Origin of the sequence: Alteriqipengyuania abyssalis (assembly GCF_019857185.1) — a bacterium.
In the GTDB taxonomy this organism is placed as follows: Bacteria; Pseudomonadota; Alphaproteobacteria; order Sphingomonadales; family Sphingomonadaceae; genus Alteriqipengyuania; species Alteriqipengyuania abyssalis.
In genome coordinates this window covers 632,317-647,582 of sequence record NZ_JAHWXP010000003.1, presented here as the reverse complement: position 1 = coordinate 647,582, position 15,266 = coordinate 632,317, and the positions used below count along the sequence as shown (strand labels likewise).

The following is a 15,266-nucleotide window of genomic DNA, read 5'->3' as shown; positions in this document are numbered from 1 at the left end:
AGAACGCGAGATGACCGTCCAGCGCCTGTTCTATTCGAGCCGCATCGCAGACGAGCACGCCTCGCGCGGGGCCGCGATCGCCCGCGAGATCGCGCAGGCCAGCGCCGTCCGCAATTCAGCATCGGAGCTCACCGGGACGCTTGCCTATATCGATGGGCATTTCATTCAGGTGCTGGAAGGAAACCTGAAGCAGGTGGAAGAGACGTTCGAGCGGATTTGCTGCGACTTCCGGCATCGCGAACTGAAGTTACTCGACTACCACACGGCGCCTTCGCGCCTGTTCTCCGAGTGGGCGATGGCCAGCCTGGTGGAAGAGGATGCGACGATCGGCCAGCGCGAAGCTCTGTCCGAAGTGCGTGTCCTCGCCACGCTCAACGCGCGCGAAGCGATCGCGCGGATGCGCCAGCTGCTCGCTCTGCAAGATCGGGCCGTGCTTACCGCCTGATTGCACAGGGTTGCGAATATCGTTCAGGCGTGATTTGCACGGGAGCGTTTAACGCACCCCAAAACACGTCTTTCGGAGAACTCCATGTATCGTCTTGCCGCAATCGCAGCCTGTGCCGTCCTTGCGACCGGGTGCAGCACGATCGACGGGGAGACGGCACCGGCTTCCCAACCGGGCGTGCCGATACAAAAGGCGATGGTCTCCCCGATCCTGACAACGCCCGATGCGGTGGACGACCAGACCTATGCGCAGCCGCAGGTCGCGCGGGTCACGCATGTGGCGCTGGACCTCGATCTGGATTTCGACGCCAAGATGATCGGCGGCGGTGCGGTGCTGAACATTCTCGCCAAGGACGATGCCAAGCAGATCGTGCTCGACAGCAACGGATTGCGGATCGACCGGGTGACCGACGGGCAGGGCAATTCGCTCCCGTTCACGATCGGTGAGGCAGAGGAGGGCAAGGGGGCCCCGCTGACCATCCAGCTGAACGGCGCGCGCCAGCTGCGCATCGCCTATCGCAGCGCGCCCGATGCCGACGCGCTGCAATGGCTGACCCCCGAACAGACCGCCGGGGGCGAGTACCCGTACCTGTTCAGCCAGGGGCAGGCGATCCTCAACCGCACGTGGATTCCGACGCAGGACAGCCCTGGCATCCGCCAGACCTGGGAGGCGCGCATCACCGCGCCCAAGCCATTGGATGTGGTGATGAGCGGCGTGCGGCAGGGCGAGCCCGAAGATGTCGGCAACGGCCGCCGCGCCTTCCGCTTTGTGATGGACAAGCCTGTGCCGCCCTATCTGATCGCGATTGCTGCCGGCGACATCGATTTCCGCGCCACCGGCCCCCGCACCGGCGTGTGGGCCGAACCGGCAACGCTCGACCGGGCGTATAACGAGGTGGCGGATACCGAACAGCTCGTCGAAGCGGCAGAGGAACTCTACGGCGATTATCGCTGGGGCCGCTACGACATGATCGTGCTGCCGCCCTCGTTCCCCTACGGGGGCATGGAAAACCCGGTGATGACCTTCCTCACGCCGACTTTCATCGCGGGCGACCGGTCGAACAACGGGCTGGTCGCTCACGAGCTGGCGCACAGCTGGTCGGGCAACCTCGTCACCAACGCGGTGTGGGGCGACGGCTGGCTCAACGAAGGCGTCACCTCCTACTTTGAGAACCGCATCGTCGAGAAGGTCTACGGCAAGAGCCGTGCCGAACAGGAGGCCGCGCTCTCCTATGCCAACATTATCGAGACCTTGAACGAGGTCGGCAATGATGCGCCGGGCACCGCGCTCCACAACGAAGGCGATGGTGAGCTGATCGGCAGCGCGATCGCCTACGACAAGGGGCATTTCTTCCTGCGCACGGTAGAGCGCGCGGTTGGCCGCGAGCGTTTCGACGCGTGGCTGCGCCAGTGGTTCGACAACCATGCGTTCCAGCCAGCGACCAGCCAGATGATCTACGACGACATGCTGGCGAACCTCGTCACCTCGCCCGCCGAAGCGAAGCAGTTGAAGCTGCGCGAATGGATTTTCGAGCCCGGCCTGCCGAGCAATGTGGCCAAGCCCGATCCGCAGGCCTTTGCTACGGTCGATACGGCGGTGACCGCCTATGCCGACAATGGCACCATCCCCACCGGCTGGAGTGGCTGGACTGCCGCGGAGCAGATGCGCTTCCTCGACAATATTCCCAAGGAGCGCACTGCTGCGCAACTTGCCGCGCTCAATGATACGCTGGGCCTGTCGGAGACGGGCAACAACGAAGTGCTGTTCCTGTGGCTCGAACTCGCGCTCGCCAACCGGTACGAACCTGCCGTGCCGCAGGCCGAGGTCTTCCTGAGCGAGATCGGCCGGGCCAAGTTCGTCCGCCCGCTGTTCGCGGTGCTGTGGGACCAAGGCGACTGGGGGCGGCCTATCGCTAAACGCATCTATGCCGAAACGCGCGACGGCTATCACGCGGTGACGCGGGCCGGTGTCGACCGGCTGATGGCAGCCGATTAACCAAGCGGCGATTTTGCGCGTTGCAATAATGTGCGCTGCACCGCACATTTGCGGGTGAAATGCTGCGCCAGTACGAACTTGTTGAAAGGGTCAAGGCCTATGACCCGGACGCCGACGAGGCGATGCTCAACCGCGCCTATGTGTACACCGTGCAGAAGCACGGGACGCAGAAGCGCGCGAGCGGGGACCCCTATTTCAGTCACCCGGTAGAGGTCGCCGGGCTGATGACCGACCTGCGCCTCGACCAGCAGACCATCGCCACCGCGCTGCTGCACGATACGGTCGAGGATACGCTGGCGACGATCGAGGATATCGAGGCCAATTTCGGCCCCGAGATCGCGCGGCTGGTCGATGGCGTGACCAAGCTCTCCAAGATCGAGCAGTTGCCCGAGAACGAGCGCGCGGCAGAGAACCTGCGCAAGTTCCTGCTCGCGATGAGCGAGGATATTCGCGTGCTGCTGGTCAAGCTGGGCGACCGGCTGCACAACATGCGCACGCTCCACTTCATCAAGAACGAGGACAAGCGCCGCCGGATCGCGCGCGAGACGATGGATATCTACGCCCCGCTGGCAGAGCGCGTGGGCATGTACGAATACATGCGCGAGATGCAGGCGCTCGCGTTCGAGCAGCTGGAGCCGGAAGCGTACGCCACGATCACCGGACGGCTTGCGGAAATCCGCAGCCAGGACAGCGGGCAGGTCGATGCGATCGCGCTCGCTATCAAGCAGGCGCTGGCCGAGGCGGGGCTGAGCGTCGAGGTGTCGGGGCGCGAGAAGCACCCCTATTCGATCTGGAAGAAGATGGCCGAGAGGCATCTGCCCTTCGATCAGGTGACCGACATTTTCGCGTTTCGCGTGATCACCGAAAGCGTCGAGGACTGCTACCGCGCGATGGGCGTGCTGCACACGGTGTGGCAGTTCATTCCCGGCAAGTTCAAGGATTACATCTCCACCCCCAAGAGCAACGGCTATCGCAGCCTGCACACCTCGCTGATCTACGAGAATTCGATGCGGGTGGAGGTGCAGATCCGCACGCAGGAGATGCACCGGACCAATGAGTTCGGGCTCGCGGCGCACTGGGCGTACAAGCAGCACGACCGGCCCGACGGGCAGGTCGGCTGGCTGCGCGACCTGATCGAGATCGTCGACGCCAGCCACGACCCCGACGAGCTGCTCGAACATACGCGGCTGGCAATCTATCAGGACCGCATCTTCGCCTTCACGCCCAAGGGGGCGCTGTTCCAGTTGCCCAAGGGCGCGACCCCGGTCGATTTCGCGTTCGCCGTGCACACCGATCTGGGCGCGCAGACGGTCGGCGCGAAGATCAACGGGCGGCACATGCCGCTGCGCACCCCGCTGGCGAACGGCGACGTGGTGGAGATCATCAAGGGCAGCGAGGCGGAGCCGCAGCTATCCTGGCTGGGCTTCGTGGTGACGGGCAAGGCGCGCGCCGCGATCCGCCGGGCGGTGCGCAACAAGGAACGCGAAGACGTCGCCGAACTGGGCTCCAAACTCTACGACCAGATCGCCGCGCGTACCCCGGCCAAGGTCGGCAAGAAGGCGCTGCGCGAGGCGCTGAAACGCCTCGGCATGGAGGAAGAGGAAGACCTGATGTACGCCATCGGGGCGGCGCAGATCACCGATCACGAGGTGATGGAGGCGCTGGTCCCCGGTAGCACCGCCGATTTCGAAGACGACCCCGACTGGGGGCGGCACAAGAAGCAGGCGCTCTCCATCCGCGGGCTCAAACCCGGCAATGCCTACACGCTCGCCCAGTGCTGCCATCCGGTGCCCGGCGACCGGATCGTCGGGCTGCGGCGCAAGGGGGAGAGTGTGGAGGTGCACAATATCCAGTGCCTCAGCCTTGCCAGCGGGATCGACAACGACTGGCTCGATCTCGACTGGGGCAATCGCTCTGGCCTTGCGACCGGGCGGCTGTCGGTCACGCTGTACGACCGGCGCGGAACGATCGCCGAGATGGCCAATATCGTCGCGCGCAACAATGCCGATGTCCGCAGCCTCGACAAGGTGCGGATCGAAGACCCCTTCGCGACCTACGAGATCGATATCGAAGTGCAGGATCTCGCCCACCTCACCCGCATCCTCAGCGCGCTGCGGGCGAGCGATGCGGTGGCGCAGGCGGACCGGATATGACCGGGCTGCTGGCCTATGATCATGTCCAGCTCGCCATTCCCGAAGGCGGCGAGGATCGGATGCGCGGCTTCTTCGTCGATCTGATCGGCATGCGCGAGGTGCCCAAGCCCGACACGCTCTCGCCGCAGGGCTGCTGGTTCGCGGCCGGCGAGGTCGCGCTGCATGTGGGTATCGACCCCGATTTTACCCCAGCGACAAAAGCGCATCCGGCGTTCCTCATCAGCGATCTGGATGCCCTGCGCGAGCGGCTGGAACAGGCCGGTGTGGCCTGTCGCGACGATAAGGCCGTGGCAGGCTACCGCCGTTTCTTCACCGCCGACCCTTTCGGCAACCGGCTGGAATTCATGCAGAAGGTCTAGCGGTTGGCGAGGTCCGCGGCCCGAGGCCAGTGCATGCGATAGCGCACTTCGTCGGGCGCCTTGTCCCAGTCGGACATGATCCGCTCGGCGATCTCCCCGCCGAGCGCGCGGTAGAAGCCGACCGCAGCTTCGTTGCGTTCGAACACCCACAGGTAGAGCCCTTTGTGCCGATCGCGCGCGGCGACCCGCCGTGCCGCCTCGGTCAGCAGCGCCTTGCCCACACCCTGTCCGCGCACCGATGCGGCGCTGTGCAGGTTGTCGACGAAGCTGCCCCAGTCGGGCTCGCGCTCGTGGAACAGGCTGGCGAAGCCGATGATCCCCTGTTCGCTTTCGGCGACGACCACCTCGAGGTCGTCCGGCCCGGCGGTCAGACGCTCATGCCACACCGCGCGTCGATCTTCCTCCACCGGCCCGGCGAGATAGGCCGGGTCGAGGATGTCGGCATAGGCGCTGCGCCAGTTGGCGGTGTGGAGCGCCGCGATCGCTCCGGCATCGCCAGCATCGGCAGTGCGCAGCGCAAATGTGCTCACTCCGCGTCTGTCCTGCGCACGGGCACCGGGATATTGCAGACGTCCGCCCCGCCGGCAGGCTGGATGAAGAACGGATCGCGCCGGTTGGCGCGCGCATCGGCATAGCGCGCGAAGCTCTCGCTCGCGGTGGAGAGGTATTCGAAGCGGGGCCGCTCGCTCTCGGGCATATCGGCTGCCATGCGGACCGACACGATCGGCACGCGCTTGCTCTCGTCCTCGTAGAAGCCGAGCGGGCCTGTGCCGCGCGGCAGGCTGGAGAGGTGCTCGATCCCTTCCACGATCCGGCCCACGACCGCGATATTGCGGTCGAGATGGCGCGGCGCGTGGCCGATCACGGTGTAGAGCTGCGATCCGTCGCCAGTATCGGGCGACATGTTGCGACCCACGCCGACCATGCCGTAGCAGTGGACCGGCCACTGGCGTGCCAGATGCATCCCCTGCACGCCGGCAATCGGCCAGCCGTCACGGAAGCTTGCGAAATCGGCGTAGGCGTCGGTCATCATCGGGGCGGGCCAGTCCTCGAACACCTGCGGCTGGCGCTTGGCCTGCAGCACCGGTCCTGTGAGCCAGTTGGGCGATCCGGCGGTGTACTCGCCCTCGGTCATCACCTTCAGCCCCTCGGGCACGGGCTTGGGCTCGACCCCCATTTCCGGGTCGGGCTGGCCCCACTGGACCACGTAATTGTCCTGCACGCGCAAGATCTGGCTGCCGTCCCAGTACTTCGCGCGGGCGAGGGTACGGATGTTCGCGACCCAGCCCTGGCTGAACGGCGCGCCGATCAGTTGCATCACCACCTTCCGTTCGGTGCCATCCTCCAGCGGGGGCAGCGTCATCACCACCAGGTTCTCCGGATCGATCGCGATCCAGTCATCGGTGGGCGCCAAGCTTACGATCTCGCTCGGCGAAGGCGGGGGCGCCTCGACTTCTTGCGCGAACGCGGCAGTGGCGAGCGCGAGAGCACAGGTGGCGGCAAAAAGAATACGCATTGGCTTCCCCCTCATGGCGAGCAGTGCGACACAATCCGGAGCGGAGCGCATCGCTGCCCCAGATTGCGTCCTCACGATGCTCCCCGCAATGCCGAACGCAAATTTAGCGGTCCGCCATATCTTCCAGCGCATGCATGTCCTCGTCCGAGAGGCCGAAGTGATGGCCGATCTCGTGGATTACGACATGCCGCACCAGGTGCTCCAGCGCCTCATCGCCGCGCTCTGCCCATTCGTCGAGAATCGGGCGGCGGAACAGGCGGATGCGGGTGGGGAGCTGGCCCGACATCTCGATGCTGCGCTCGGTCAGGGCGTGACCCTCGTAGACACCGGTCAGTTCGAAGGGATTTTCCATTCCCAGCTCGTGCAAGGTCTCCTCGTCGGCGAAGTCCTCCACCGCGAACACGACATCGCCCAGTTGCTCGGCAAAAGCCTGCGGAAGCGCAGCGATCGCCGCCCGGCCAAGCGCTTCCATCTCGTCAAGCGTCACGGGAAGTCCGAATTCTCTCATGCCAGGTGCCTAGCGGAGCTTCCGCGTCTTGCGAAGCGCACGGAACGCAGCTAGGTGCGCACCCTTCCCGAACGGGCGATGCGGAGCGGTGGCCGAGTGGTCGAAGGCGCACGCCTGGAAAGTGTGTATACGGTAACCCCGTATCGAGGGTTCGAATCCCTCCCGCTCCGCCAATCGCCCTTTCGTGGCCATTCCCTAGCTTTCGTGAAACCTGACAAAACCTGAGGCTTGATGCGCCTCTGCGGTTCCGGCGCGGACCTTGCCGTTCCCAGCCGCTCGCGCTATCGTGTGGGAGAAAGCGTGGGAGTATTCGGCAATGGGGAGCCTTACGGCGACGGCGGTGAAGGCCGCGAGCGAGCCAGGACGGTATGGCGATGGGGACGGGCTTTTCCTCCTGATTGGAAAGCGCGGCGGCAAGAGCTGGATAGTTCGGGTCCAGAAAGACGGGCGGCGGCGCGACATTGGGCTGGGGAGCGCCAAAAAAGTTTCGCTGAAATTGGCACGAGAGCGAGCGGCGGAAGTTCGCTCGCAAATCGAGGTAGGCATTGATCCGGTTGCCGAGCGCCAGAAGGCGGCGGGCATTCCCACATTCTCGGAAGCGGCCAGATTGGTGCATGCCGAGAACGCGCCCAGCTGGAAAAACCCGAAACACGCGCGGCAATGGATCACTACGCTAGAGGCCTACGCATTCCCCGCGTTCGGCAATCGATCTGTTGCTAGCGTGGACGCTGCGGCGGTACGCGATGCTCTTGTTGCGATTTGGCTGGAGAAGCCCGAGACCGCTCGCCGGTTGCGCCAGCGCATCAACACGGTGATCGATTGGGCGGTTGCTAAGGGCTACCGCGATAGCGGCCTTGCGTTGCCGGTGATAGACAAAGCCCTACCCAAACAGCGCGCTCAGCCGAAACACCACAAGGCATTGCCCTATTCCGAGCTTCCCGAATTTATGGGAAAATTACGGGAAGGCGAAAGCATGGGGAGGCTAGCGCTGGAGGCTGTCATCCTCACCGCAGCGCGCTCTGGCGAAGTGCGGCTGGCCGAATGGAGTGAGATAGACCTCGACGCGGCGACTTGGGCAATCCCAGCCGAGCGCATGAAGGCAGGGCGTGAGCATGTTGTGCCACTATCGCCAGAAGCGGTTGCCCTATTCGAGCGAGTGAAGGCGCATAGGCGCGGCGATAGCGATTTGGTTTTTCCGGGGCAGCGACGAGGCAAGCCTCTAAGCGATATGACGCTCACAAAGGTGATGCGCGACATGGGCCGCGATGAGGTGCCACATGGCTTTCGCAGCACGTTCCGCGATTGGGTTGCCGAGCAGACGCATTGGCCAGCCGAGCTAGCAGAGGCCGCGCTGGCCCATGTCGTTGGCGATAAGACGGTTGCAGCCTATCAGCGTGGATCAATGCTGGAAAAGCGGCGCGAGCTTATGGCTGCATGGGCCGCCTACTGTGAGGGAGCGAGCGGCGGGAACGTCGTTCGGTTGGCAACTTGAAGGATGAGAACCTTCCGGAACAAAATGACGAATGGCAATCGCGACAACAGAAGCACAATCAGCGCGTCGAGGCGTTTCTTAGCCGGGAAGATTTAGGAGACCTCACCCCGCGCGAATATGTCGATGCCTACGCTGATGCCCTCAGACCGCAGAACATCGAAATGCTCCGAGGGGCTGAGCATATCGGGTGGATGGCCACCAGCGAGGTTAGGCACGCCGCCATTCGAGAAACTTTCCGTGATTTCAATTTCGAGCTTGAGCCCGTGTCCGGCTGGAGCAATTTCCTCTTCGAGTTGGACTTGATTTTCGTGCAATTCGATGTGCCGGACGTTCGAAAGGGGTATGCCGAGTTGAGGCGCGAGGTTGATGCTTGCATTGGAAAACTCGAGGCGCTGCGTCCTACTTTTTTTGAATTTAATCACAGTATCGATTTTTCCGTCGCAGCAATGCTGTCGAAGGCGGCTACGAACGACAACATTCGTATGCTGGACGCTTTAATTAAATCGCACAAAATCGTTTCCGCCTGGCTCTCTGAGCACCATCAAGCGCCACGGTGGCGAGAAAAGACGCTCCGCAATTCCCGAATTGATTTGGCTACTAGATTACTCACGATTTTTCATCGCGAATTTGGTCTTGCGCCAAAGCCGGATGGTGGATCGGCGCACGTTCCAATCGAGCAAGCAAATGATTGGCAGCGGTTCTATCAGGCTTGTGCATTCGTTCGAATGCAAGAGAGGGAGACTCCTGATCGGCAGGCCGTTTTGTGGGAAGCGTACCAGAATTGGTAAGCGTCGGGCATTCTCGTGCCGCCGAGGTTCAAACTATCTGACAGCGTTTCGCACCCGTCGCAATTATCCCTAGCAGCACCACGGCATTCGCCGGGTCCGGCACGGAGGTTTTCCGTGCGCAGCTAGGACTAAGACAAATGGACCTTCCTGAATTGCTTACGGTCGCGGAATTTTGCGACCGCTTCTCTATCGGCAAGACCTCTTTCTATCGCGAGGTGAATGCCGGTCGCCTGAAAATTCGTAAGTTCGGAGTGGCAACGCGGATTGCTCGCGCCGATGCGATGGCTTGGGCGAATGCGCTTCCCGACTATCAGGGGGAGGCGGCCTGATGGCAGACAAAGTAAAGGCCCCGGACGCGGCAACGTCCAAGGGCCAGCCGAAAAGCGTGGTAGCAATCGACAACCCGCATATCGCCGACAAAGGTTCCCATGACAAGCCGCAAGTGGCCTTCCGCTCTTCCGAAGGGCGCGTCTGGCGCTATCGCGGCAAGCGGGCGCGGGTTCTCTTCTTGCTGGCAACCAAGCGCGATGGTCTGACCCAGTGGGATACGCTCCCCTGGCACACCCGGCTTGGTGGTACGATCCACGCGATGCGCGAAGATAGGCTGGCAATCAGCACCGAAATTGAAGGTGAATATCGCCACGCGCGCTATCGCCTCTCGACCATCGGTAGCGTGATTGAACAGGGCGAAAACAGGGAGGCGGCATGAGCGAGCTTCCCGGTTTTACCGCTCCCGTCGTCTGGGAACTGCAAAAGCGCGAAGGGCGGCTGGTCGCCGGTGAGCGCGAGTTCAAGGGGCGCGACTTCTTCGAGCTTCGCCTCTGGGCAGGACAGCATGGTGACACCGCGACGAGCAAGGGCGTCACCATGCCGATCGATGCAGTCGCGGACCTCGCGCGGGCCCTCACCGCCTATGCGGAAGAAAAAGCTCTCGGCGTGCCCGAAACGGGCTCTGAGAGCTAAATCGAGCGGGGTGCGTCGGCCCAGCTGGGTGAACGCGCCCCGTTTGCCAAATCTTGAAACTTCACCGTCATGGCAGAGAACGCCTTCCTGCACGCTGGGGCAAACCGTTTGATAGCGGCGGATAACGGACGAGCAGACGACTTTGGCACGGCGATTGCAAACTATAGTGATACTCTAAGTTGCGACCTTGGTCAGCCGAGACAGGCCGGGAATGGCACGTGGGGCGGCGCTCGTAACCGTGCGGATCGGGTTAGCGATTTCCTCTCCAATCGTCAGCTTGCGATGCTGATGGGGGCAGCCGCTTACGCCTTTGAGACCGGGCGAGTTTTTCAGCGGCACTGGGCTGTCCACTATGGGCTAGCCGATATTGAGCCGAGCGACGGCGCTAGGTTTGTCGGCAAGCTTTTAGACCTTGTCAGCAAGCAGGCGCGAAGGGAGGGCGGGAGCCTCTCCGCAATTTGGGTTAGGGAACGCGCGAGCGGCAAGGGCGAGCACGTTCATATCCTTATGCACCTGCCAGCCGAGATATGCCTCAGAAACCGGACGCGGCGATGGATTGTGACGGCTGGCGGCACTTACCGTGCCGGTGTGAGCAAGGTGACTGTGATAGGCGGTCGGCTTTCTAAAGCAGAGGGGAATAGACGATCGCACACGAATGCCGAGAACGTGGTTCGCTATATCCTTAAGGCAGGGAAGACTGAGGCGGGTGAGCGGCTGGGATTGCCGCGCTCTGGCGAAGGCGGTGCGATAATTGGGAAGCGATGCGGGCGGACGCAAAATCTGCAGCCGCGTTAATGGACATCTGACACCCGTTTACGTTTAATGCACTTATTTCACATATTGCACTTATCCAGATTGGCTATATATGGATCACGATTGGCCACCACGGAGAGCAAATATGTCTAATCAAGCAGAAGCGATGCGTCCCCCTACCGAGGATGAGGCGCAAAAGGCGGGTGAGGCTCTTGAAGCTCTCGCCTCGGCGCTCACTCCTGCAGGCGCTTTGCCCATCCAAGTCACTTCGAATGGAGAGACGACGAGGATCGAGCTTCCAAAGGCTCTAGGTCAGCTGGTGCTAGACTTGCTCGCTCATGTGTCGCGAGAGGAGATGGTTACATTCGTACCTTACGGCGCTGAATTGACCACAAATCAGGCAGCTGACCTTCTTAACGTCTCGCGACCACATTTGATCAAGCTTTTGAATGACCAGGAAATCGACTTCCACAAAGTTGGATCGCATCGGCGGGTCAAATCTGAGGATGTTCTTGCTTACAAGAGAAAGCGAGACACAGCGCGCTCCTCGGCCTTGGATCGAATGCAGCAACTGGGACAGGAGGCAGATGCAGCTTGAGCCACATCGCTGACAGGTTTGTGGTCGTTCTAGACGCGAACGTTCTATTCCCATTTACAAAGCGAGACGCCCTGCTTCGGTTCGCCGAGGCGGGGCTGTTTCGAGCGCGCTGGTCAAGCGAAATACTTGATGAATGGACGCGCAATCTGCTCAAACTGAAGCCTGATTTACGGGAAAGTGTCGAATCCCAGATTGCAGCGATGGCGGAGGCATTTCCCGAAGCCTGTGTGGACGGTGGCCAGGACCTAGTCGAAGGTTTGGTCCTACCAGACCCCGGTGACAGACACGTGCTTGCAACCGCGATTGTCGTGGGAGCTGAGCAAATTGTCACAGATAATCTGAAAGATTTCCCACTCGAAACGTTAGAAGAATACGGCCTCAGTGCTGTCTCGGCAGATGATTTCCTAGCTAGCACGTTTGAGCTCTATGAGGCAGAGGCGCTCAAAGCGATGCGGCGAATGCGTAGGGCTTACACAAATCCACCATATCAACCCGATGGCTTCATTCTTCACCTGCAGACAAATGGCTTGCCCAAACTCGCTGCCATGCTCAAGCCGCATATAGAGAGTTTGTAACCGTTCGTGGCCGTTCAGATGGTCGGATTTCCCTAATAATCTAGGAAAATCACTGGCTGTGATTCCAGCCATTCCGTAGGTTCTAAAGATGGATGGCTCTGGTTCTGGGCGCTACGGCGGAAGGCCGATTTCTGAGCATTGCTTGCGGATCGACCTAGCGTGGATGATGCGCCAGGGATTGTCACTGACACGTGCGGGCTGCTCCGGGCGAATTATGGGCAAGCGATGCGGGCGAACGCAGAATTTGAGTTCGTAAGCATCAGCGGTCGCTCGAGCCTTGCCTGGTTTGCGTTGCGCGAGAGCGCGTTTTTTCTAAAGTCGGCACTCTTCCGTGATAAGGTGGTGCAATGGCAGTTAGGCTACTTTGGCTTCTATTTGGTATGTTAGCCACTTGGTCGGCCCCGCTTCACGCCTTGGAGTTCAGCTTTGCCCATCAAGGCGGCAATTGCTCAACTTGCGCTTGGATCGCGGCAGAAGGCACGATTGAAGAAGGCGACGCAGCTGCGTTGCTTGCCTTCATTGAAGCAGAGCAAATCGACTATCTAAACCTTATCCGGATTAATTCTCCGGGTGGAAATTTGGCTGCTGCTCTCGAATTGGGGCAATTGATCCGTGATCGAGAATTCGACGTTATCGTATCCGAGACCTACAAGAGTGAAGAGGAGCCATACGGGATCTACGATAACATAGAGCTTGCGCGAGAGGGCGTCTGCGCGAGCGCTTGCGTGTTTGTGCTGATGGGCGGAGTGACGCGTGAAATGGAGGATGGAAGCCTCATCGGAGTTCACCAGTTCGCTCCGGAAGCTGACGATATTAGCCAGACGAGTGCTACGACGTCTGAAACCCAGAGCCTAGTGGCATTGCTCCAGTCTTATACGATGTCGATGGGTGTTGATCCGGTGGTGCTTGCCTTGGCTTCAGCAACCAAGCCTGATGAAATGGCATGGCTAGACCGACTAGAGCTAGAGAGCGTAAATTTACTTACATATCGAGCGAGCTTTGAGCCAAGTAAATGGTCCTTGGAGCCATTAGACGACCGATTGATTGCGAAGACGGTTCAGGAGCAAGCGAACGGTCGGGGGCTTGTCGTTATTCTCGATTGCGGATTGATGCATGTCGGCTTTCAGGTCCGCACCCGAAGGATCGAGGAAGTAGCTAAATCGATCAGGGGCGTGGCACTTGAGATTGATGGGACTAGCATCCGATACGATTTGCAAGTCGTGGATGTGACCTCGGATGATGGGCTAATTCTTGTAAGCCTCGCACCAGTACATCGGGCTATTTCGATGGCCGAAGCGTCAAACAATCGATTGGTACTTGATGTCGATCTTCCTCATGCTTTTTTGGAAGAATTCGGCGGCTGGACATACCGGATTCCGACATCAAATCTCGAGGAAGTTGCGCCACATATGCGTCGATCGTGCCGTTGATCGGTGAGTGCAACTCATTGCTCGATTTCAATAGCCGGACTTGGACCAAGCGAGGCAATTTGGTGCATTCAATGTTGGAACTAGGAAAGTGCGAAACCTGCGAGCGGCGAGGGCGAGCACGTGCATATCGTGATGCAATTGCCAGCCGGGCTGAGCCCTAAGAACCGCACGCGGGGATGGATTGTGGCGGCTGGGGGCACTTACCGCGCCGGTGTGAGCAGGGTAACGGTATTCGGCGGGCGGCTTTCTCAGCTCAAGGGCAATAAGACAATTTCATCCGAATGCCGAGAAAATGGTTCGCTATATCCTCAAGGCAGCAAAGCGAGAGACACGCGAGGCGTTGGGGTCAACTCGCTCTGCGATGGCGAAGCGATAACCGGTAAGCGGCGAGGATAACTCAAAATCTCACTAAAACTGATCATCGAGCAATTCAGTCCTCGGCGTCCCATATTATATTCCCCTCGACCAATTCTCCTTCATTAAATTCTTGAAGCTCCACACACCCACCCGTGAAGCACAAGGAAACCGTCCCTGTTTCACGATCAATTCGATGCGTATCTCCACCGCCTACATTGACGAGTTGGTATCGAGGCGCAGGGTCTTCTAACCGAATAATGAGTGATGCGCCGACGATTCCAGCGGACACTATAATTGCGGACATAACCTTCGCGGTTGGCTCACCCAACGGACGACGATTTTTTCTCGGGTTCAAATTGAACTTGGTGGGGGGGGGGCGCTCTGTGTCTCGCACGTAATTTACTCCCAAATTGAAGAGTTTGAGATCAAGCTAGTAATTGGTAGACGACCTCGCGATAGGCGCTAGTAGGTCCCTAATTTCGCCGCATCACATCGTCGCAAATTCTACTAATGATTTAGGAAAATATTAGCAGGTCGAATCGTCTGCTGCTAGTGTTTCGCTATGGGCGGTTTTGGTTCTGGGCGCTACGGCGGGAGGCCGATTGCTGAGCAATGCTTGCGGATCGATCTGGTGTGGATGATGCGCCGGGGCTTGGCGCGAGAGGGCGATTATAGACAAGGCACTCTCAGCTGGACTTGCAACGGTTCTCCGAGCGGTTCCATTGGCTATCGGGCATCTATGGATGCGCCGGGGAGCGAGCGGCTGACGCTGGATTATTCGCGGGGCAGCGGTGAGGATACTGAGCGTGTCAATCAAACAATCCGCCTCATCTTCACTGAGCCCAATTATGGCGGCAAGCGATGGTGGATGATTTGCCCTTATCGGCATATCCGTGTGGGCAAGCTCTACCTTCCACCAGGGGGTGATCGGTTTGCTTGTCGCCGGGCTTGGCGGCTGGGTTATCAGTCGCAGCGGGACGCGGCGAGAGACAAGCCCTTTGAGCGGCTTTTCAGACTTCAGAAGAAGCTAGGTTGTGAGCTCGGCTGGGGGAATGTGCCGACCAGACCGAAAGGCATGTGGCACCGCACCTATGAGCGCCACATGGAAACATTTTGGGAGCTAGATGAACAATGCTCGCTTGAGATGGCGGGAATGCTGACCCGGTTTAAGGGTGAGCCGGGGGAGGGGTGGTCAAATCTCTGAGGCTACAAGTCCGTACACCGGCGGCGAAACGCGTCGCTTTCGCTAAACCATTTTTTCGCCCGCGCGCGCGAGGGATTGTCCGTGTTGAATGTTCCCGCCATGTTCCGCTCATGACGGCTCATTCGATTCG

16 protein-coding genes and 1 tRNA gene are annotated in these 15,266 nt (G+C 60.4%); 14 read left to right on the top strand and 3 right to left on the bottom strand.

The window, feature by feature from the left end:
* Positions 1-10 precede the first annotated feature (10 nt).
* The 4 genes from KYN89_RS12890 to KYN89_RS12875 all read left to right on the top strand — a co-directional run bounded on the left by KYN89_RS12890 (position 11) and on the right by KYN89_RS12875 (position 4,952).
* Positions 11-445, top strand: coding sequence for a BLUF domain-containing protein (locus KYN89_RS12890; RefSeq protein ID WP_222825423.1), 435 nt, complete (start codon positions 11-13; stop codon positions 443-445).
* 84 nt (positions 446-529) lie between these two features.
* A complete protein-coding gene (locus tag KYN89_RS12885; RefSeq protein WP_222825422.1) occupies positions 530-2,440 on the top strand; it encodes a M1 family metallopeptidase in 1,911 nt (636 codons plus the stop codon).
* A 59-nt stretch (positions 2,441-2,499) separates the two neighbouring features.
* Complete coding sequence (locus tag KYN89_RS12880; RefSeq protein ID WP_010236263.1) at positions 2,500-4,593, top strand: RelA/SpoT family protein; 2,094 nt, start codon at positions 2,500-2,502, stop codon at positions 4,591-4,593.
* Positions 4,590-4,952 carry a VOC family protein gene (locus KYN89_RS12875; RefSeq protein WP_222825421.1) on the top strand — a complete coding sequence of 121 codons (363 nt, stop codon included), beginning with the start codon at positions 4,590-4,592 and terminating at the stop codon, positions 4,950-4,952. Before KYN89_RS12880 ends, KYN89_RS12875 begins: the two co-directional genes overlap by 4 nt.
* Here the strand turns inward: KYN89_RS12875 and KYN89_RS12870 are convergent.
* From KYN89_RS12870 to KYN89_RS12860, 3 genes are all read right to left on the bottom strand, one after another.
* Positions 4,949-5,482 carry a GNAT family N-acetyltransferase gene (locus KYN89_RS12870; RefSeq protein ID WP_222825420.1) on the bottom strand — a complete coding sequence of 178 codons (534 nt, stop codon included), beginning with the start codon at positions 5,480-5,482 and terminating at the stop codon, positions 4,949-4,951. The genes KYN89_RS12875 and KYN89_RS12870 overlap by 4 nt on opposite strands.
* Entirely contained in the window at positions 5,479-6,468 is a 990-nt protein-coding gene (locus tag KYN89_RS12865; RefSeq protein WP_222825419.1) for a peptidylprolyl isomerase, read from the bottom strand. The genes KYN89_RS12870 and KYN89_RS12865 overlap by 4 nt, the downstream gene beginning before the upstream one ends.
* Before the next feature lie 103 nt (positions 6,469-6,571).
* Positions 6,572-6,976 (bottom strand): metallopeptidase family protein, encoded by a 405-nt coding sequence (locus KYN89_RS12860; protein ID WP_222825418.1) that lies wholly within the window; start codon positions 6,974-6,976, stop codon positions 6,572-6,574.
* Between the two features lie 82 nt (positions 6,977-7,058).
* Here KYN89_RS12860 and KYN89_RS12855 point away from each other — a divergent pair.
* The 10 genes from KYN89_RS12855 (at position 7,059) to KYN89_RS12810 (ending at position 15,136) form a co-directional block, all read left to right on the top strand.
* A tRNA-Ser gene (locus tag KYN89_RS12855) sits at positions 7,059-7,149 on the top strand.
* Positions 7,150-7,292: 143 nt separating this feature from the next.
* Complete coding sequence (locus KYN89_RS12850; protein WP_222825417.1) at positions 7,293-8,468, top strand: tyrosine-type recombinase/integrase; 1,176 nt, start codon at positions 7,293-7,295, stop codon at positions 8,466-8,468.
* Positions 8,465-9,256, top strand: coding sequence for a hypothetical protein (locus KYN89_RS12845; RefSeq protein ID WP_222825416.1), 792 nt, complete (start codon positions 8,465-8,467; stop codon positions 9,254-9,256). Before KYN89_RS12850 ends, KYN89_RS12845 begins: the two co-directional genes overlap by 4 nt.
* A 137-nt stretch (positions 9,257-9,393) precedes the next feature.
* Positions 9,394-9,585, top strand: a complete 192-nt coding sequence (locus KYN89_RS12840) for a helix-turn-helix domain-containing protein (protein ID WP_222825415.1) — start codon at positions 9,394-9,396, stop codon at positions 9,583-9,585.
* A complete protein-coding gene (locus tag KYN89_RS12835) occupies positions 9,585-9,965 on the top strand; it encodes a hypothetical protein (protein ID WP_222825414.1) in 381 nt (126 codons plus the stop codon). The genes KYN89_RS12840 and KYN89_RS12835 overlap by 1 nt, the downstream gene beginning before the upstream one ends.
* The gene (locus KYN89_RS12830; RefSeq protein WP_222825413.1) at positions 9,962-10,219 is read left to right on the top strand and encodes a PC4/YdbC family ssDNA-binding protein; all 258 of its coding nucleotides are present in this window, start codon (positions 9,962-9,964) and stop codon (positions 10,217-10,219) included. Before KYN89_RS12835 ends, KYN89_RS12830 begins: the two co-directional genes overlap by 4 nt.
* An 898-nt stretch (positions 10,220-11,117) precedes the next feature.
* Positions 11,118-11,570 (top strand): helix-turn-helix domain-containing protein, encoded by a 453-nt coding sequence (locus tag KYN89_RS15400; protein ID WP_248285215.1) that lies wholly within the window; start codon positions 11,118-11,120, stop codon positions 11,568-11,570.
* Positions 11,567-12,145, top strand: coding sequence for a PIN domain-containing protein (locus KYN89_RS12820; RefSeq protein ID WP_222825412.1), 579 nt, complete (start codon positions 11,567-11,569; stop codon positions 12,143-12,145). Before KYN89_RS15400 ends, KYN89_RS12820 begins: the two co-directional genes overlap by 4 nt.
* Before the next feature lie 413 nt (positions 12,146-12,558).
* Positions 12,559-13,575 (top strand): COG3904 family protein, encoded by a 1,017-nt coding sequence (locus KYN89_RS12815; protein ID WP_222825411.1) that lies wholly within the window; start codon positions 12,559-12,561, stop codon positions 13,573-13,575.
* Positions 13,576-14,548: 973 nt separating this feature from the next.
* Entirely contained in the window at positions 14,549-15,136 is a 588-nt protein-coding gene (locus KYN89_RS12810; RefSeq protein WP_222825410.1) for a hypothetical protein, read from the top strand.
* Positions 15,137-15,266 lie beyond the last annotated feature (130 nt).